This is a genomic window from Saccharothrix algeriensis (genome assembly GCF_016907655.1).
In the GTDB taxonomy this organism is placed as follows: domain Bacteria; phylum Actinomycetota; class Actinomycetes; order Mycobacteriales; family Pseudonocardiaceae; genus Actinosynnema; species Actinosynnema algeriense.
Genome location: NZ_JAFBCL010000001.1, coordinates 983,709 through 1,001,477, shown reverse-complemented (window position 1 = coordinate 1,001,477; position 17,769 = coordinate 983,709). Strand labels below are relative to the sequence as shown.

Sequence of the window (17,769 nt, the reverse complement as noted above, 5' to 3'; positions counted from 1 at the left end):
CAGGACCCCGTCGGAGCGATGACGCCGCAGGTCGAGCAGCCGGCCGGTGGCGAGCGGGCTCCGGTGGGGGCCGGAGCGCCACCACGGCGGCACCGGACGGGCCGGCACCAGGACCGGCCGCGGTCGCGGGAAGGCGCCCGCCGCGCCGAATCCCACGCGGGTTCCCACGGAAGGGTCGACCGAGCGCCATGCCGCACAGCGGTGATCACCGGCTCGACGGGCACGGAGCGGACGCCACCGGGCACGCCCACGTGTGCTGGTCCTACGACGGGCACGCCGAATTCCAGCGCGGCGCGGCGGAGTTCCTGGACGAAGGGCTCGCGCTGGGCCGACGAGTCCTGCTGGTCGGCCCCGGCAGCCCGGAGTCCCTGGCCGCCGCGCTGAGCGGGGTGGAGGGGGCGGCGGCGGCGCTGGCCACCGGCGCGGCCGAGGTCTGCTCGATCGACGACACCTACGGCGGCGGCGGCGTCGTGGACCCACCCGCCCAGGTCGACGCCTACGCCGCGGCCACCGAGCGGGCCCTCGCCGACGGCTACACCGGCCTGCGGGTCGCCGCCCAGGCCACGCCGCTGGTGCGCACGCCGGAGCAGCTGGCCGCCTTCCTGCGCTACGAGCACCTGGTGGACCGCTACGCGGCCGGGCACCCGTTCTCCGCGCTGTGCGCCTACGACACCTCGGTCCTGGGGGAGGACGCCGTGGCGTGGCTCGCCGGCGTGCACCCCCGCACCAACCGGCCGGGGCCGTTCCGGCTGCACGCCACGGCCGAGCCCGGCGTCAGCGCCCGGCTGGCCGGCGAGCTCGACCTCAACGGGCAGGACCGGTTCAAGGCGCTGCTGGCGCACGTCGACCTGCGCCCGGAGGGCGGGGAGATCGTCCTGCACGCGCCCGAGCTGACCTTCATCGACCACCAGGGCCTGCTGGCGCTGGCCGCCTACGCCCGGCAGCGGGGGACGACCGCGGTGCTGCGCACCGGCTGGCTCGGCGCGGCGCGCGTCGTCGACGCCCTCGACCTGGCCGACGTGCGGGTGGAGCCCCTGGGATGACCGCACCGGCCGACGACGGGTTCGTCCACCCCGCCCTGTTCTACCGCACCGACGAGGACTACCTCGCCGCGCTCGTCCCGTTCGCCGTCGACGGCCTCGCGGCGGACCAGCCGGTCGCCGTCGCCGTGCCCGGCCGCCGGCTCGACCTCGTCCGGGACGGCCTGGGCGGCCACGCCCGGCACGTCACGCTGCTCGACATGGCGCGGGAGGGGCGCAACCCCGGCCGGATCATCGCCCGGGTGCTGCGCCGCTTCGCCGACCGGCACCGGGACCGGCGCGTGCGCATCGTCGGCGAACCGGTCTGGGCCGGCCGCACGGACCAGGAGTACCCGGCGTGCGCCCAGCACGAGGCGCTGATCAACACCGCCTTCACCGGGCGCGACGTCACCATCCTGTGCCCGTACGACGTCTCCGCCCTGGACGACCGCGCGCTGGCCGACGCCAGGGCCACCCACCCGGAGATCTGGGAGGGCGCCCGACGCCTGCCCAGCGACCGCTACGCGCCCGACGCGGTGGTCGCCCGCTACAACGAGCCCTTCCCGGACGCCGGCGAGGTGGTCGTCATCGCGGTGACCGCCGACCTGGCGCCGGCCCGGCGCGCCGCCGCCCGGTGGGCCGCGGCGCTCGGGCTGCCCGCCGACCGGGTGCCCGACCTCGAACTGATCGTCACCGAGCTGACCACCAACGGCCTGCGGCACACCGACGGGCCGTGCCGGCTGTCCGTCCGGCGTGAGCACGACCGGCTGGTGTGCGAGGTCCGCGACACCGGCCGGCTGGCCGACCCGCTGGCCGGGCGCAGGCCGGCGGAGCCCGGTCAGCGGTCGGGACGGGGCCTGCTGCTGGTCAACGACCTGGCCGACCTGGTCCGCGTGCACACCGGGGCGGGCGGCACGACCGTCCGGGTCGTGCTCGACCTGGGCGCGCGCGGCTGACCCGCCCCGCGCCGCGGCGCCCCGCCCGCGGCGACGAGCCGGACCCGCCGGGCCGGCTCGCCCTCACGCCGCTCGTCGTCACTCCCGCTCGTCGTCACTCCCGCTCGTCGTCACTCCCGCTCGTCGTCACGCCTGCTCTCGTCGTCACGTCCGCTCGCCGTCACCCCGCCCGGCGGGGCGCCGGCTCGGCGGCCGGCCGGGCGTCCGCCACCAGGCGCAGCGGTTCGGCCGCGGGGCGGTTCGGCAGGCGCAGCACCTCGACCAGCTCGGCCCCGGTCACCGCGCGCAGCCGCGGGAGCAGGCCGGTGCGGTGGTCGCCGGGGGTGGCCAGGCGGACCGGTCGCGGGTCGCCGAGGCGCTCGCCGCGCAGCAGCCCCTGGGCGAACCGCGCGACCTCGGCCGGCGGCGGCACCGGCCGGCCGTGCAGGTAGGCGACGACCCGGTCCTGCCCGACGACCGGCGCCTCGATCGCGGCGGACCAGCCGTACTCCTCGTCCCACAGCAGGGCGACGTCCTGGTCGGGGAACGACGGGAGCCTGCCCTCCAGCGCGAGGTAGGCGTTCGCGGGCGGGCCCGCGTCGACGTAGGAGGACTCGCCACCGAGCCCGAGGGCCGCCGTGACCCGCTTGATGTAGCGCCGCAGCTCCCGAGCCACCGCGTCGTCGAATTCCTCGTCCACCGCACTCACCGCCCGCTGCTCGTCTGCCCCTGGCGCCGGCCCCTCGGCGCGCGGCCCCGGATACCCCCGGGCGGTGATCGGCTAATCCCCGGCGCGGCACTGATCCGATCAAGATCGGCACCCGGTCCGCCCGCCTGGCCCGCGCGTTCGGGATCCGGCCGGGATTCCCGGCTGAGCCGGGCGCGAGGGTGGCGGCGATGACGCCCGAACGACGACGACCGGCGACCACCGGCCGGTCCTCGGTGCGGCCGGCGGCGACGTCCCGGCGGCAACGCGGTGGACGGCGCGAGCGGGCAGTGGCTAGGGTTCGCGCCGTGTCCAGCCCCGAGGCGTCCAGACCCCGGCCACCGGTCTTCCGGTGGCTCACCGCGCCCGCACGCTGACCGCGCCGACCTGCGCCGTGCCGACCTCGTCGCACCGACCGCACCGACCGCACCGCACCGGGAGCGCTCCTCCCGCACCGCCGAGCGCGGTGCGCCGGCGCGGCCGGTCCCGCCGTCGGCCCTGTCGGGTCGGCCCTGTCAGGTCGGCGCCCGCTGATCGGCGCCCGCTGATCGGCGCCCGCTGATCGGCGTCGGCTGATCGGCGTCGGCTGATCGGCGTCGACGGGCACGCCACCCCACCGGATCGCCGGGCCGTCCCGCCCGGACGCCGCGCCGCGGTCCTGCCGACCGCGTTGCCGCGCGCCCCGGGCTCCCCCCGCGCGGCGGCCCCCCGCGCGCCCGGACGACCGCCGAGCCGTCCGGCCGCCGAGGTCCACCGCGCACCCGTTCGCGACGCGGTTGGAGTTCGTCATGCCCTTTGCCGTCTACCTGCTCGCAATGGCCGTCTTCGCCCAGGGGACGTCCGAGTTCATGCTGTCCGGCCTCGTGCCGGGGATCGCCGCCGACCTGGGGGTGTCCGTCCCGCAGGCCGGGGCCCTCACCTCGGCGTTCGCCCTGGGGATGGTCGTCGGGGCCCCGTCGGCGGCGGTCCTGTCGCTGCGCCGGCCGCGGCGGCGGGCGCTGCTGGTGTTCCTGCTGTCCTTCGTGGCCGCGCACGTCGTCGGCGCGCTGACCACCGACTTCGGCGTCCTGCTCGCCACCCGCTTCGCCGCGGCGCTGGCCAACGCCGGGTTCCTGGCCGTGGGCCTCGCGACGGCCACCGGCCTGGTCGCGCCGGACGCCAAGGGGCGGGCCACCGCCGTGCTGCTCGGCGGCGTCACCCTCGCCTGCGTCGCGGGGGTGCCCGCCGGGGCCGCGCTGGGCCAGGCGTGGGGCTGGCGCTCGGCGTTCTGGGCGGTGGCCGCCCTCTCGGCCCCGGCGGTCCTCGCGGTCCTGCGGTCGGTCCCGGCCGGGCCGCCGGCCGCCGGGGCGCCGGGCGCGCGGCGGGAGCTGCGGGCGCTGCGCCGTCCCCGGCTGCTGGTGACCCTGCTGGTGACGGCCCTGGTGAACGGCGGGACCTTCTGCGCGTTCACCTACCTGGCCCCGCTCGTCACCGAGGTCGGCGGGTACGGCCCCGACCGGGTGCCGGTGCTGCTGGCGCTGTTCGGCCTGGGGACGTTCGTCGGCGTGACCGTCGGCGGGCGGCTGTCGGACGCGCGGCCGCGGGTCGTCCTGCTGCCCGGCGGGGTGGCGCTGCTGGGCGGTTGGCTGCTGCTCGCGGCGACGGCGGGCGACCCGGTGGCGCTGGCCGCGCTGGTGTTCGCGCAGGGGGCGCTGTCGTTCGCGGTCGGGTCCACGCTGATCACGCGGGTGCTCTACGCGGCGGACGAGGCCCCGTCGCTGGGCGGCTCGTTCGCGACCGCGGCCCTCAACGCGGGCGCGACCGCCGGACCCCTGCTGGGCGGCGCGGCCCTCGCCGCGGGCTTCGGCCACCGCTCCCCGGCGGTGGTCGCCGCGCTGCTGGTGGCGTCGGCGCTGGGGGCGGCGGGCCTGGCCGCGGTGGCGCGGCGGTCCGGGACGTCCCCGCGCGGCTGAGGCGTCGGGCGGGTCGCGCGGGGGCGGGCCGCGCGACCCGCCCCGCGACGGGCGGTTTGGAGTTCCCGCCGACGGCTATCCCTCGCCCATGTCGATCGCCGCGATGTTCGACCGTGTCCGCAGCGCCTACTCGGGGGAGGCGGATCGCCCACTGGGCGGCTACCTGGCCGCGATGGGCACCTACGCCGGGTTGGTGGGCGTCGCCGTCGCGGTGGGCCGCCGCAGGGGCGCGCGCCTGCCGGAGCGCCTGTCGGCGGGCGACATCGCCCTGCTCGCGGTGGCCACGCACAAGTCCAGCCGGCTGCTGACCAAGAGCGCGGTCGGCAGCGCCGTGCGGGCGCCGTTCACCCGCTACGAGGAACCCGCCGGACTCGCCGAGGTCAACGAGTCGGTGCGCGGCGGCAGCGGTGTCCGGCACTCGGTCGGCGAGCTGGTCAGCTGCCCGTTCTGCTCGGGCGTGTGGATCGCCGGCGCGCTGACCGCGGGCCTGGTGCTGGCGCCGCGGGCGAGCCGCCTGGTCGCGGGCGCGCTCGCGGCGGTGGCCGGCTCGGACTGGCTGCACCTGGGCTACGACCTCGCGAAGCGGGCCGCCCAGGACTGACCCGGCCGGGATGGCGGCCCGCTCGACCCGTGCGAGCCTTGGCCCGTGCTCGCCGAGCACGACCGCCCGCACCGCTTGCCGGGCGGTTCGCGCCTGGACGAGCCGCCCGGCGAGGTGCGGAAGGCCCGACCGCCGAGGCGGCCGACGCGCTGGTGAGCCCGGTGGTGGACGACGGCGTCGGGGTGTCCGAGCACGTGGCACGCGCCTGACGTGGCGGGTGCCGTTGTGATCACTCCTCGTCGGAGGGGGTGGGTTTGCGCAGTCGGGTGGCCAAGACGGCGGCCTGGGTGCGGCGTTCCAGGCCGAGTTTGGCCAGCAGGTGGGAGACGTAGTTCTTGACCGTCTTCTCGGCCAGGAACATCCTCTCAGCGATCTGGCGGTTGGTCAGGCCCTCACCGATGAGGTCGAACACGGCGCGTTCCTGCTCGGTCAACGACCGGGTGGGATCGCCCTGCTCACGCTCCCGGCGGATGCGGCTCAGCAGGGCCGAGGTGGAACGGGCGTCGAGCAGCGACTCGCCGGCGGCGACGGTGCGCACGGCGTTCTGCAGGTCGTGGCCCAGGATGCGCTTGAGCACGAACCCCGACGCACCGGCCATGATCGCGTCGAACAGGGCCTCGTCATCGGTGAACGAGGTCAGCATCAGGCACTTCAGCTCCGGCATCCGGGAACGCAGCTCACGGCACAACTCGATGCCGTTGCCATCGGGCAACCGCACGTCCAACACCGCCACCTCGGCACCGCTGACCGGCACCAGGGCCAACGCCTCGGCCACCGACCCGGCCTCACCCACCACCTCCAAGCCGCCGTCGCCGTTGAGCAGTTCGCGGACACCGACCCGGACGACCTCGTGGTCATCCACCAGGAACACCCGCGTCACCATGCCACCCTCCTCCTGCGCCGACCCGGCCGAGCGCGGTCGACCGGCGCGAAGCGCCCGCCGCCGCCCGACCAAGATCCCACGCGCCCGCGGCCCGGCGCACCCCGGCCGGTCACCGCCGGTCGGTCGTGCCGGGCGCGGGTCGGGTGGCCGGCGATCAGCCGAACCGGACCTCGACGGTGCCGACGAGGCTCTTGACGCCGCCGGTGGTGCACTGGGTCGCGGCGGCGGCCTTGGCGGCGTCGATGGTCTCCTGGTCCGCCGACACCGCCACCGGCTTGCCCGCCACGGCGGCCGGACCGCCCTCGACGACGGCGTCCGCCAGCGCGGGGCCGGTCCCGTCGACCGTGAGCCTGCCGATCCGCAGGGTGCTCCGCTGCGTCGACCCGTCGGCGAGCACCCACTCGACCGCGACCTCCGCGTCGGCGACCTCCAGCCGCGAGCAGGTGGCCAGGACCCGGGCCTCCTCGGCCATCTCGTACCGCACGCCGCTGATCTCGCCCCGCGGGTCCTCGCACCGCGCCGTGCCCGCCTCCAGCGCCCCGCCGACCTCCACCGGCTCGCCCTCGGCCGCCACCGGCACGGTCGGCACGGCCATCGCCCACAGCGAGCACCGCACCGCGTCCTGCTGCGCGGCCCCGTCCGCCGCGTCGGCCCGCTCGGCCGCGCCGACCAGCCGGGGCAGCAGGAGCGCCGCTCCCACCACCACGGCGACCGCCGCCACCAGGGCGCCCCGGCGGCGCGCGGGTCGGGTCGCGTCCGTCGTCCCGTCCGAAGTTGCCATGTCGACTCCCCGTGTCGAGTCCGCCGGAACAATCGGCGGCCGGTGCCGCGACTGTGGCACGGAGGAAATCGACGCTTCAACGACACGGTGATTCTTTACTTCTTTTCGGTGATATTTGCGCTTACCGATCGTGTGAGACCGCAGTAATCGGCCCGGTCGGCCGCGGGAATCGGCGCTCCGGCGGCGCGGACCCGCGCGTTCACCCGAAGGAAGCACGGTTGTTGCCGCTCGGCGGTCACCGGTGCAACGGTCGTGGCGGCACTGGCGGTGGAGCGAAAGGTCGTGCCGATGCACATCGCGTTGACCGGTGCCACGGGATTCCTCGGCGTCCGCCTGGTGCGCGAGCTGCTGGCCCGGTACGAACGCATCTCCGTCCTCGCCCACGCCGGTTCGGCGGACCCGGTCGAGCGCATCGCGCGGCACTTCCAGCGGGCCGGGGTGCCCGAGGCGGGCCTCGGGCACCGGCTGCGCGTGGTCGGGATCGAGCTGACCGCGCCGAACCTGGGGTTACCGGCCGCGCGGTTCCGGGACCTGGCCGACGAGCTGGACCTGGTGGTGCACTGCGCCGGCGGCATCGACCTGGAGGGCCGCCTGTCCGCGCTGCGCGCGGTCAACGTCGGCGGCACGCGGCACGTGCTGGAGCTGGCCACCGCCGGCCGCCGCCGCCCCCTGCTGTGCCACGTCAGCACGGCGTTCGTGGCGGGCGCGCGCCGCTCGGGCGTGGTCTACGAGGACGAGCTGGACGGCAGCTGGGGCTTCGAGAACCCGTACGAGCAGTCCAAGTACGAGGCGGAGCTGCTGGTGCGCGCCTGGTCGGCGCGGCAGCGGCGGGCCGCGGTCGTGCTGCGGCCGAGCATCCTGGTGGACGACCGGCCGCCGGAGCCCGGCCTGCCCGCGCACCCGCTGCAGGTGGTGGCGCGCGTGGTGGCGGCGACGGTCGGCGGGCTCCCGCAGGCCCGCGACGGCTCGCGCGACGCCCTGCCCGGCCGCGGTCCGCTGGGCGGCGGCTCGCTCGGCGGTGGTGCGCGCGGTGACGGGAGGGGCGGCGACGGGGTGCGCGGTGACGGGCGGGGCGCCGGCGGGCCGCGCGGCAAGCGGTCCGACCACCGGCCGCGCGCCGGCGGTGCGCGCGGCGACGACCCGGGCGGCGACGGGCGGTCCGACCGCGGCCCGCGCGGCGGGTCCGACCGCGGGGCGCGGCTCGACGTGGTGCGCGGGCGGGGGCTGCCCGACCACGAACCGCTCCGCCGCGCCGCGCCCCCGGTGCGGGTCGCGGGCGAGCCCGACGCCCACCTCAACCTCATGCCGGTGGACGACGCGGCCGAGCTGATCGTCAAGCTGGTCGAGGCCCCGCCGTCCGGGCTGGTCGACACCTACCACGTCGTCCACGAGCGCGACGTGGCCGTCACCGAGCTGCGGCAGGCGTTCGAGCGGCTGTTCCGGATCCGGTCGGAGCTGGTGGACCGGCGCGCGCCGGCGGGCGCGCCGGTCCTGCCGATGGCGGGTTTCGCGCCCTACCTGCGCCACCGCCGCCGCTACGACGACAGCCGGGTGCGCCAGGTGCTGGGCAGCCGCCCCGCCCCGCGGGTGGTCGACGCGGACTACCTGCTCGCCGGGCTGCGGGCCGGCGCGCCGGCGGTCGGGGCGGCCCCGTGAGGCCCGCGGCGCGCCCGCTGACCGGGCTGGAGCACGCGTTCGTCCGCTACGAGTCCCGCCTGCCGGTGGGCAACCTCCAGATCGGCGGGCTGTCGTCGTTCGCGGGCCGGCCGCCGGAGCTGGTCGACGTGCGCCGGTTCGTGGCGGCGAAGCTCGACGCGCTGCCGGCGCTGTCCTCGGCGCTGCGCCGCGAGGGCGGGCGGCTGCGCTGGGTGCGTCGGTCGGGCGCGGACCCCGCGCGGCACGTCCACGAGTGGGTGGCCGCGCCGGGCGGGCTGCGGGCGGCGGCGGACGCGATCATGGCGCGCCGGCTGGTCCGGGGCGCGCCGCCGTGGGAGTTCTGGCTGGTGCGCGGCCACGCCGACGACGAGTGGGCGATCCTGTTCAAGGCGCACCACGCCCTGCTGGACGGCGCGTCGCTGATCGAGGCGACGTGCCTGCTGGCGGGCCGCGGGCCGGACCGCCCGCCCGCGCCCCGGCGCGCCCGGCGGGTCCGCCGGGCCGATCTCGGCACGGTGGCGCGCGGCGCGGTCGGCTACCTGGCCCGGTTCCTGCCGCCGGCCACCCGCGCCTTCACCACCGCCGGCCGCACCGGGCAGCGGCGCTTCGCGTGGACCACCACGTCGGCGGCCCGGCTGCGGGAGTTGGCCGACGCGCACGGCTGCACGCGCAACGACGTCTTCCTCGCCGCGCTGGCCGCGGTGCTGCGCGAGTGGCCGCACACCCCGTGGCGGCGCGGCGCCCGTCCGGTGTGGACGCTCGTGCCGGTGGACCTGCACGACCGGCACGAGGACCACGAGCTGAGGACCAGGGTGGTCAACCTGCGCGTCCCGCTGCCCTGCGACGAGCCGGACCCGCTGCGGCGGCTGCGCGCGATCGGCCGCGCGACGGCGCGGGCCAAGGGCGACGGCCGGATCGGGGTGGCCGGCGCCGCCGAGCGCTCGCTGCCGGGGTGGTTCGTGCGGGCGGTGTTCGCGCTGACGTTCTCCCGCGCGCACATCGACCTCCTGGCCAGCAACGTGCGCGGACCGCGGTGGGTGCTGGAGTACGAGGGCGTCCCGCTGGAGCGGATGGCCCCGCTGGGCTTCGTCCCCCGCGGCCACCCGCTGGCCGCCTACCTCATCACCCACGACGACCGGGTGTGCGTCGGCTTCGCGGTCGACTCGTCGCTGCCCGACGGCGAGGAGCTGTGCCGGCTGTGGCAGCGGGCCCTGGACGACCTGGCCGCCGCCGCGCCCCGCGCCGCCACCGACCCGTCACCCGCCACCGACCCGTCACCCGTCACCGACCCGTCAACAGTCACCGACCCGTCACCTGCCACCGACCCGTCACCTGCCACCGATCCGGCGGCTGCCGGCGATCCGGCAGCCGCTACCGACCGGTCCGCTGAAGACCGGCCCGCTGAAGACCGGCCCGCCGAGTGCCCGCCCAGCCCGGCCGCGCGGTGCTGACCGGCACGGTGGCGGGCGCCCGGCTGACGTGGCGCCCCGACGCGCACCCGGCGGCGTTCACCCCCGCCGAGCTGGTCGCCGCGGTCGAGCGGGTGCGCGAGACCGGGTACGTGGTGCTCGACGAGGCGACCGGCGGCCTGGGGTTCGCGCTCGGCGGCGCGGTCGCGGCCGACGCGGGCGGGCCGGAGCCGGGCGCGGGCCACCCGGTCGTCGGCGTGCTGCCGCCGCTGTACCCGGAACGGCTGGGCGACCGGTCGTTCTGCGAGGCGCACGGCACGCGGTTCCCCTACGCGGCGGGGGAGATGGCGGGCGGCATCGCGACCACCCGCCTGGTCGCGGCCGTGGCGCGGGCGGGGCTGCTCGGCTTTTTCGGCGCGGCGGGGCTCGACCTGCCCGCCGTCGAGCGGGCGGTGGCCGAGCTGCGCGGCGAGCTGGGCGGGCGGCCGAACTGGGGCGTCAACCTGATCCACACCCCGAACGAACCCGCCCTGGAGGAGCGGGTCGCGGACCTGCTGCTGGGCCAGGCGGTGCCGGTGGTCTCGCTGTCCGCCTTCACCGCGCCGACGCCGGCGGCGGTCCGGTGCGCGGCCTCGGGGCTGCGGCGCGACCGGGGCGGGCGGGTCGTGCGGCCGGTCCGGGTCTTCGCCAAGGTGTCGCGGCCGGAGGTGGCCGAGCGGTTCCTCTCGCCCGCGCCGGCGGACGTGCTGCGCGAGCTGGTGCGGCGCGGCGCGCTCACCGGGGCGGAGGCCGAGCTGGCCTGCCACGTGCCGATCGCCCAGGACGTCACGGTCGAGGCGGACAGCGGCGGGCACACCGACAACCGCCCGCTGGTGTCCGTGCTGCCCGCGGTCCTGGGGCTGCGCGACGACCTGGCGCGCCGCTTCGGCTACGCGCGCCCGCCGCGGGTGGGCGCGGCCGGCGGCCTGGGCACGCCGGGCGCGGTGGCCGCCGCGTTCGCCGCCGGCGCGGCCTACGTGGTGACCGGCTCGGTGAACCAGGCGGCGGTCGAGTCGGGGTTGTCCGGGGACGCCAAGCGGATGCTCGCCGCCGCGGGCGTCGCCGACGTGGCCATGGCCCCGGCCGCCGACATGTTCGAGCAGGGCGTCCGGCTCCAGGTGCTGGGCCGGGGGACGATGTTCGCCGCGCGGGCCGCCCGCCTCTACCGGACCTACGTCGACCACCCGTCGCTGGAGGCGGTGCCCGCGCCGCTGCTCGCGGACATCGAGCGGGACGTGCTGGGCGAGCCGGTGGACCGGGTGTGGGCGCGGACCCGCCTGTTCTGGCAGCACCGCGACCCCGCCGAGGTCGACCGCGCCGAGCGCGACCCCAAGCACCGCATGGCCCTGGTCTTCCGCTGGTACCTGGGCATGTCCAGCCGCTGGGCGATCGCGGGCGAGACCGCGCGCCGGGCCGACTACCAGGTCTGGTGCGGCCCGGCGATGGGCGCGTTCAACCGGTGGGTGGCGGGCGGCTTCCTGGCCGAGCCCGCGGACCGGACCGCCGTGCAGATCGCCCTGAACCTGCTGGAGGGCGCCGCGGTGGTGACCAGGGCCCAGCAGCTGCGCTCCGCCGGCCTGCCGGTCCCGGGCCGGGCGTTCGCCTTCCGCCCGCGCCGGTTGGGGTGCTGACCGTGCGGGGGAGCGGCCCGCGCGCCGACGCCGGGCGGGAGCACGAGCAGGTGCCGGTCGCGGTGGTCGGCCTGGGCGCGATCATGCCGGGCGCGGTCGACGTGCGCGGCTTCTGGCGCAACGCGGTCGACGGGCGGGACCTGATCACCGACGTCCCGCCGGACCACTGGCTGGTCGAGGACTACTACAGCCCCGAGCCCGGCACGCCGGGCAAGACCTACGTCCGGCGCGGCGCGTTCCTGCCCCCGGTCGACTTCGACCCGCTGTGGCACCGGGTGCCGCCCAGGGACGTGCCGATGACCGACACCGCGCAGCTGCTGGGGCTGGTGGTCGCGGAGCAGGTGCTGGCCGACCTCGCCGGCGGCCTGGCGGGGCTGGACCGGGAGCGGGTCTCCGTGATCCTGGGCGCCTCCAGCCTGGAGCTGCTGTCCACGGTCGCCTGCCGGGTGCAGTACCCCCTGTGGCGCAAGGCGCTGCGGGAGCAGGGGCTGCCCGAGTCGCGGGTGCGGGCGGCGGTCGACGCCATCTCGGCGCAGTACGCGCCGGGCACCGAGGCCACCTTCCCGGGCCTGCTGACCAACGTGGTGGCGGGCCGCATCGCCAACCGGTTCGACCTGCACGGCGCCAACCACACCACCGACGCGGCCTGCGCCAGCTCGCTGGCGGCGGTGCACGGCGCCGTCGCCGAGCTGGCCCTCGGCCGGGCCGACCTGGTGCTGACCGGGGGCGTGGACGCCGCCAACGGCATCGACACGTTCATGTGCTTCACCGAGACGCCCGCGCTGTCCCCGACCGAGGACTGCCGCCCGTTCTCCGCCGGGGCCGACGGCACGATGCTGGGCGAGGGCCTGGCGATGTTCGCCCTCAAGCGGCTGGCCGACGCCGAGCGTGCCGGCGACCGCGTGTACGCGGTGCTGCGCGGCCTCGGCGCGTCCTCCGACGGCGGCGGCACGGCGATCTACGCGCCCGTGCCGCAGGGGCAGGCGCGGGCGCTGCGCCGCGCCTACCGGCAGGCGGGCTACGGGCCGGGCACCGTCGAGCTGGTCGAGGCGCACGGCACCGGGACCGCGGCCGGTGACCGGGCCGAGTTCCGGGCGCTGCGCGAGGTGTTCGACGACGGCGACCGGGAGGACCGCCGGTGGTGCGCGCTGGGCTCGGTGAAGTCGCAGATCGGGCACACCAAGGCCGCCGCGGGCGCGGCCGGCCTGCTCAAGGCCGTGCTGGCGGTGCACCACGGGGTGCTGCCGCCGACGATCAAGGTGGACCGGCCGAACCCGGAGCTGGACTTCGCCGGCAGCCCCTTCTACCTGAACACGGTGGCGCGCCCGTGGGTGCGCGGCCCGGACCACCCGCGCCGCGCCGCGGTGTCGAGCTTCGGCTTCGGCGGCAGCAACTTCCACCTGACCCTGGAGGAGCACGCGCCGTCGGGCGCGGGGCGGCTCCGGACCGCGCCGACCGAACTGGTGCTGCTCGGCGCGGACTCGGCGGAGGAGCTGCTGGCCCGGATCGACGGCCTGGACACCGGCCGGGCGCCGGCCGACCTCGCGCGCGACGCCGCGCGGGCGTTCTCCGCGGCCCGGTCGCACCGCCTCGCCGTCGTCGCCGGCGACGCGGACGGGCTGCGCGCCGAGCTGGCCCGCGCCGCGCGGTCGGTCCGGCAGCGGCCGGGCGCGCCCTTCGCCACCCCGGCCGGCACGTGCTACGCCGCCGGCCCCGCCCGGACCGGCCGGGTGGCGTTCCTGTTCCCCGGCCAGGGTTCCCAGCACGTGGGCATGGGCGCGGACCTCGCGATGCACGAGCCGCGCGCCCTGGCCGCGTGGGACCGCCACGCCACCGCCGACCTCGGCGACGGCCCGCTGCACCGGGTGGTGTTCCCGCCGCCGGCCTTCACCGACGAGGAGCGCGCCGCGCAGCGGGACCTGCTCACCCGCACCGAGTGGGCGCAGCCCGCGCTGGCCGTGCACGCCCTGGCGCTGCTGGAGGTGCTGGCCGCCGTGGGCCTGCGGCCGGACTGCGCGGCCGGGCACAGCTTCGGCGAGCTGACCGCCCTGCACTGCGCCGGCGTGCTCACCGCGGCGGACCTGGTCGCCCTGGCGCGGGAGCGCGGCGAGGCGGTGGCCGCCGCCGCCGCGCCCGGCGCCATGGTCGCCGTCGCGGCCGGCCGGGCGGAGGTCGCCGCCGCGCTGGCCCGCTGCGACGAGCCGCGCGTCTGGATCGCCAACGACAACGGGCCCGCGCAGGTGGTGCTGTCCGGGGCCGTGGACGCGGTGGGAGCGGTCGCGCGGCGGTTGCGCGCGGACGGTCACGACGTCGTGGGGCTGGCGGCGGCCACCGCGTTCCACAGCCCGCTGGTGGCGGGCGCGGTGGGGCCGCTGCGGGCGTTCCTGGACCGGGTCGACGTGGCCCCGCCGCGCATCCCGGTCTACGGCAACGCCGACGCCGCGCCGTACCCGGGCGACCCCGGCGCGGTGCGCGGGCGGATCGCCGAGCAGGTGGTGTCGCCGGTCCGCTTCGCGGACACCGTCGAGGCCATGTACGCCGACGGCGTGCGGACGTTCGTGGAGGTGGGCGCCCGCACGACGCTGTGCGGGCTGACCGGCGCGGTCCTGGCCGGCCGCGACCACCTGGTGGTCGGCCTGCAGCGCCCGCGGCACAACGGGATGACCGAACTCCACCGGGGGCTGGCGCGGCTGGCCGCGGCGGGCGTCGAACTCGACCTCGCCGCCCTGTGGGAGCCCTACGCGCGCACCGCGCCGGAGCGGAAGCAGGGGATGACAGTGCAGATCAACGGCGCCAACCACGGCAAGCCCTACCCGCCCGCCGGCGGGGCGTCCGCGCTGCCGCCGCCCAACCCCGAGCCGCCCGCCGCCGCGCCGCCGGTCGTGGTCGCCGGTGCGCCCGACGAGGGGGCCGGCCCGCCAGTCCGGGCCGCCGCGGGGGCCGTGGACGCGGGGCTGCTGCGGCTGTTCGCGGAGGCGCAGCGGGAGACGGCCCGGGCGCACGAGGAGTACCAGCGCAGCCTGACGGAGAGCCACCTGGCGTTCCTGCGCATGTCGGAGGCGTCGTTCGCGATGCTGCTCGGCGTGGAGGGCGCGCGCTCCGGCGGTGTCGCAGCGGACCGCCCGGCGCCGACACCGGTCGGGGCGCCCGCCGCCGCGCCGGCCGGGCCGCCGGCCGTTCCGGTCGACGTGCCCGCTGCCGAACCGCTCCCGCCGCCGGCCGTCGTGGTGGCGTCCACGCCGATGCCCGAGCCCGCGCCCGCGCCGCTGATCCCGGTCGAGCGGGCCGAGCGGGCTGAGCCGGTCGTGCTGGTCGAGCCGGTCGTGCGGGAGGAACCGGCCGCGCGGGCGGGAGCCGACGCGCGGGAGGTGGAGCGGGAGTTGCTGTCCGTGGTGGCCGACCGCACCGGCTACCCCGAGGACATGGTGCGGCTGGACATGGCCCTGGACGAGGACCTGGGCATCGACTCCATCAAGCGGGTCGAGATCTTCTCCGCGCTGCGGCAGCGGATCGGCGACGGGGTGGCGGGCGCGTCGCCGATCGGGGAGCTGACCGAGCTGTCCAAGCTGCGCACGCTGCGGGAGGTCGCCGACCGGATCGGCGGCCGGGACGCCCACCCGGGTGCTGCCGCGGGCGAACCGGACCCGCCGCCTGCGCGGGGGACCGGCGAGCCGCCTCCGCCGCCGCCCGAGCCCGGACCGCTCCCGCCGCCGCCCGGGGCCGGGCCGTTCCCGCCGCTGCCCGAGCGGGTCGACCCCGAACTGCTCCCGCCACCGGCCGCGCGGACCGCGAGCGGGACGCCGCCGACCGCGGACGAGCCACCCCCCGCGGTGGACGCTGAGCCGTTCTCCCCGCCCGGCGCGGACATCGGCCCCGAACCGCTCCCGCCGCCCGCCGCGCGGGTCGGGGGCCGGCCGCTCCCGCCGCCGCTCACCAGGCTGGCGCTGCGGGCGGTGGCCGAGCCCGCCCCCGGCGTGCCGGTGCCCGGCCTGGGGGACGGCCCGGTCGCGGTGGTCGGCGGACCGGCGGCGGTGGCCGGCCTGGTGGCGCGCGGGCTCGCCGAGCACGGCGTGCCGGCCGAGGTGACCGACCGGCCGCCGCCGGCGGCGCGCGGCCTGGTGCTGCTCGGCGGGCTCGGCGAGGCCGGCCCCGAACCGGCCGCCGCGTCACCCGCCGCACGGGCGGCGGACGTGGCGCTGGAGGCGTTCCGCGCCGTGCGGTCGGTGGCGGCCCGGTTCCGGGCCGACGGCGGGCTGCTCGTGGCGGTGCAGGACACCGGGGGCGACTTCGGGTTGGGCGGCCGACCGGCCGGCCGGGCCTGGTTCGGCGGGTTCGGCGCGCTCGCCCGCACGGCCGCCGCCGAGTGGCCGCGCGCGTCGGTCAAGGCCGTGGACTGCGAGCAGTGCGGGCGCGACCCGCAGGCCGTCGCCGACGCCGTGGTCCGCGAACTGCTCGGCGGCGGCGCGGAACCCGACGTGGGGCTGCGCGCCGACGGCAGCCGGCTCGTCCCGCGCTGGGACCCGGCTCCGCCGGCCGCGGTGGGCGCCGCGCGCGTCGACCCCGGCTCGGTGCTCGTGGTGACCGGCGGCGCGCGGGGCATGACCGCGCGGGCGCTGCTCGACCTGGCCCGCGCCCGCCGGCCGCGGCTGCTGGTGCTGGGCCGCACCGCCCTGGACGCCGAACCCGACGGCCTGCCCGCCACCGCCGACGAGGCCGCCCTGGTCCGGGCCCTGGCCGTGCGCGAGCCGGGACGGCCGCCGCTGGCGCTGACCGCCGAGGCCCGCCGCGTGCTGGCCGTGCGCGAGGTGCGCGCGGCGCTCGACGCGCTGCGGCAGGCCGGCGCGCAGGTCCGCTACAGCGCGGTGGACGTCCGCGACGCCACCGCCGTGGCGGCGGTGATCGCCGAGGTCCGCGCGGAGTGGGGCCCGATCACCGGGATCGTGCACGGCGCGGGCGCGCTGGCCGACAGCGCCATCGCCGACCAGACCGACGAGCGGTTCCGGCAGGTCTTCGACACGAAGGTGGCGGGCCTGCACGCCCTGCTGGCGGCCACCGCGGACGACCCGCTGCGGCTGCTGTGCCTGTTCTCCTCGGTGGTCGGGTGCTTCGGCAACGCCGGGCAGGCCGACTACGCGATGGCCAACGCCGTGCTGGACCGGGTGGCCTCGGCCGAGCGCGCCCGGCGGCCGGACTGCCTGGTCCGGTCGATCGCCTGGGGGCCGTGGGACGGCGGGATGGTCACCCCGGCGCACGCGGACCGGTTCCGCTCCACCGGCCTGGCGCTCATCCGGCCCGACGACGGCGCGGAGGCGTTCACCGCCGAGCTGGACGGCCCGGTCGAGGACGCGCGGGTGCTCGTCGCCGCCGGCGACCCGCGCCCGGCGTTCGGACCGGTGGGGCCGCGGGAGGTCCGCGTCGACCCGCGCACGCACCCGCAGCTCGCCGACCATGTGCTCGCGGGGGTGCCGGTGCTGCCCGTCGCGGTGGTGCTGGACTGGTTCGCCGCCGCCGCGCGGGAGGGCGAGGCGCAGCGCCTGGTGCTGCGGGACCTGCGGGTGCTGCGCAAGGTCGCGCTGCCGGGCGGGCACGGGCGGCTGTTCCTGCACACCGCGGCGGACCCGGGCGGCCCGCTGGTGGAGCTGCGCGCCGCCGACGGCGTCCTGCACTACCGCGCCCGGCCGGGCGACCCGCGCGACGCCGCGCCGGGGACGGGGTGGGCGCCGCCCGCCGACCTGCAGGCGCTGGGCAGGGACGTCTACGACGGCCACGTCCTGTTCCACGGCCCCCGCTTCCAGTCCCTGGTCGCCGTGGACGGGGTGTCGGCGGCCGGGGCGGCGGGCGCGGTGGTGGGCGCCGCGAAGCTGGGCTGGGAGGCGGGCGACTGGCTGGTCGACCCGGCCGCCGCCGACGGCGGGCTGCAGCTGGCCTGCCTGTGGGCGGAGCGCGTGCTGGGCGGTCGCTGCCTGCCGATGGCCGTCGGGGAGACCCGAGTGCACCGGCCCGGCCCGCTGGCCGGTGTCGGCCGCTGCGTGCTGCTGGCGCGGCGGGTGCACCACTCCGACGCGCTGTGCGACGTGGCGCTGCTCGACGACGGCGGCGTGCCCGTGCTCGAAATGCTGGACGTGGACCTCGTGCTGTGCGTCGACGAGGACTGACG

General features: G+C 78.2%; 11 protein-coding genes. 8 read left to right on the top strand and 3 right to left on the bottom strand.

All coding sequences use genetic code 11. The annotated features are described in order from the left end of the window. Positions 1-188: 188 nt before the first annotated feature. Both JOE68_RS04115 and JOE68_RS04110 read left to right on the top strand, forming a co-directional pair. Positions 189-1,043, top strand: coding sequence for an MEDS domain-containing protein (locus JOE68_RS04115; protein WP_204841012.1), 855 nt, complete (start codon positions 189-191; stop codon positions 1,041-1,043). Further along, a complete protein-coding gene (locus JOE68_RS04110) occupies positions 1,040-1,975 on the top strand; it encodes an anti-sigma factor RsbA family regulatory protein (RefSeq protein WP_204841011.1) in 936 nt (311 codons plus the stop codon). Before JOE68_RS04115 ends, JOE68_RS04110 begins: the two co-directional genes overlap by 4 nt. Before the next feature lie 160 nt (positions 1,976-2,135). Here JOE68_RS04110 and JOE68_RS04105 read toward each other — a convergent pair whose 3' ends face one another. Beyond that, complete coding sequence (locus JOE68_RS04105) at positions 2,136-2,654, bottom strand: DUF6292 family protein (RefSeq protein ID WP_204841010.1); 519 nt, start codon at positions 2,652-2,654, stop codon at positions 2,136-2,138. 794 nt (positions 2,655-3,448) lie between these two features. On the opposite strand from JOE68_RS04105, the gene JOE68_RS04100 reads away from it, so the two are divergent. Together JOE68_RS04100 and JOE68_RS04095 are read left to right on the top strand one after the other, a co-directional pair. Further along, positions 3,449-4,612, top strand: a complete 1,164-nt coding sequence (locus JOE68_RS04100; protein ID WP_204841009.1) for a Cmx/CmrA family chloramphenicol efflux MFS transporter — start codon at positions 3,449-3,451, stop codon at positions 4,610-4,612. 88 nt (positions 4,613-4,700) lie between these two features. Beyond that, positions 4,701-5,213: a DUF1360 domain-containing protein gene (locus tag JOE68_RS04095; RefSeq protein ID WP_204841008.1), complete on the top strand. Its 513-nt coding sequence runs from the start codon at positions 4,701-4,703 to the stop codon at positions 5,211-5,213. Positions 5,214-5,442: 229 nt separating this feature from the next. On the opposite strand, the gene JOE68_RS04090 is transcribed toward JOE68_RS04095, so the two are convergent. Both JOE68_RS04090 and JOE68_RS04085 read right to left on the bottom strand, forming a co-directional pair. Beyond that, entirely contained in the window at positions 5,443-6,096 is a 654-nt protein-coding gene (locus tag JOE68_RS04090) for a response regulator transcription factor (protein WP_239562126.1), read from the bottom strand. A gap of 154 nt (positions 6,097-6,250) precedes the next feature. Beyond that, complete coding sequence (locus JOE68_RS04085; RefSeq protein WP_204841007.1) at positions 6,251-6,877, bottom strand: hypothetical protein; 627 nt, start codon at positions 6,875-6,877, stop codon at positions 6,251-6,253. A 288-nt stretch (positions 6,878-7,165) separates the two neighbouring features. Here JOE68_RS04085 and JOE68_RS04080 point away from each other — a divergent pair, with 288 nt between their 5' ends. The 4 genes from JOE68_RS04080 to JOE68_RS04065 are packed head-to-tail and all read left to right on the top strand — an operon-like array spanning position 7,166 to position 17,767. Next, entirely contained in the window at positions 7,166-8,533 is a 1,368-nt protein-coding gene (locus JOE68_RS04080; RefSeq protein ID WP_204841006.1) for an SDR family oxidoreductase, read from the top strand. Continuing rightward, entirely contained in the window at positions 8,530-9,984 is a 1,455-nt protein-coding gene (locus tag JOE68_RS04075) for a wax ester/triacylglycerol synthase domain-containing protein (RefSeq protein ID WP_204841005.1), read from the top strand. The genes JOE68_RS04080 and JOE68_RS04075 overlap by 4 nt, the downstream gene beginning before the upstream one ends. Then, a complete protein-coding gene (locus tag JOE68_RS04070) occupies positions 9,954-11,612 on the top strand; it encodes a PfaD family polyunsaturated fatty acid/polyketide biosynthesis protein (protein WP_307819511.1) in 1,659 nt (552 codons plus the stop codon). Before JOE68_RS04075 ends, JOE68_RS04070 begins: the two co-directional genes overlap by 31 nt. Before the next feature lie 2 nt (positions 11,613-11,614). After that, complete coding sequence (locus tag JOE68_RS04065; RefSeq protein WP_204841004.1) at positions 11,615-17,767, top strand: type I polyketide synthase; 6,153 nt, start codon at positions 11,615-11,617, stop codon at positions 17,765-17,767. Positions 17,768-17,769 lie beyond the last annotated feature (2 nt).

What these genes read in the sequence shown, in the direction of transcription:
- JOE68_RS04090 (WP_239562126.1), bottom strand. Translation starts at nt 6,096, where the DNA reads ATGGTGACGCGGGTGTTCCTGGTGGATGACCACGAGGTCGTCCGGGTC.
- JOE68_RS04100 (WP_204841009.1), top strand. Translation starts at nt 3,449, where the DNA reads ATGCCCTTTGCCGTCTACCTGCTCGCAATGGCCGTCTTCGCCCAGGGG.
- JOE68_RS04080 (WP_204841006.1), top strand. Translation starts at nt 7,166, where the DNA reads ATGCACATCGCGTTGACCGGTGCCACGGGATTCCTCGGCGTCCGCCTG.
- JOE68_RS04115 (WP_204841012.1), top strand. Translation starts at nt 189, where the DNA reads ATGCCGCACAGCGGTGATCACCGGCTCGACGGGCACGGAGCGGACGCC.
- JOE68_RS04095 (WP_204841008.1), top strand. Translation starts at nt 4,701, where the DNA reads ATGTCGATCGCCGCGATGTTCGACCGTGTCCGCAGCGCCTACTCGGGG.
- JOE68_RS04110 (WP_204841011.1), top strand. Translation starts at nt 1,040, where the DNA reads ATGACCGCACCGGCCGACGACGGGTTCGTCCACCCCGCCCTGTTCTAC.
- JOE68_RS04085 (WP_204841007.1), bottom strand. Translation starts at nt 6,877, where the DNA reads ATGGCAACTTCGGACGGGACGACGGACGCGACCCGACCCGCGCGCCGC.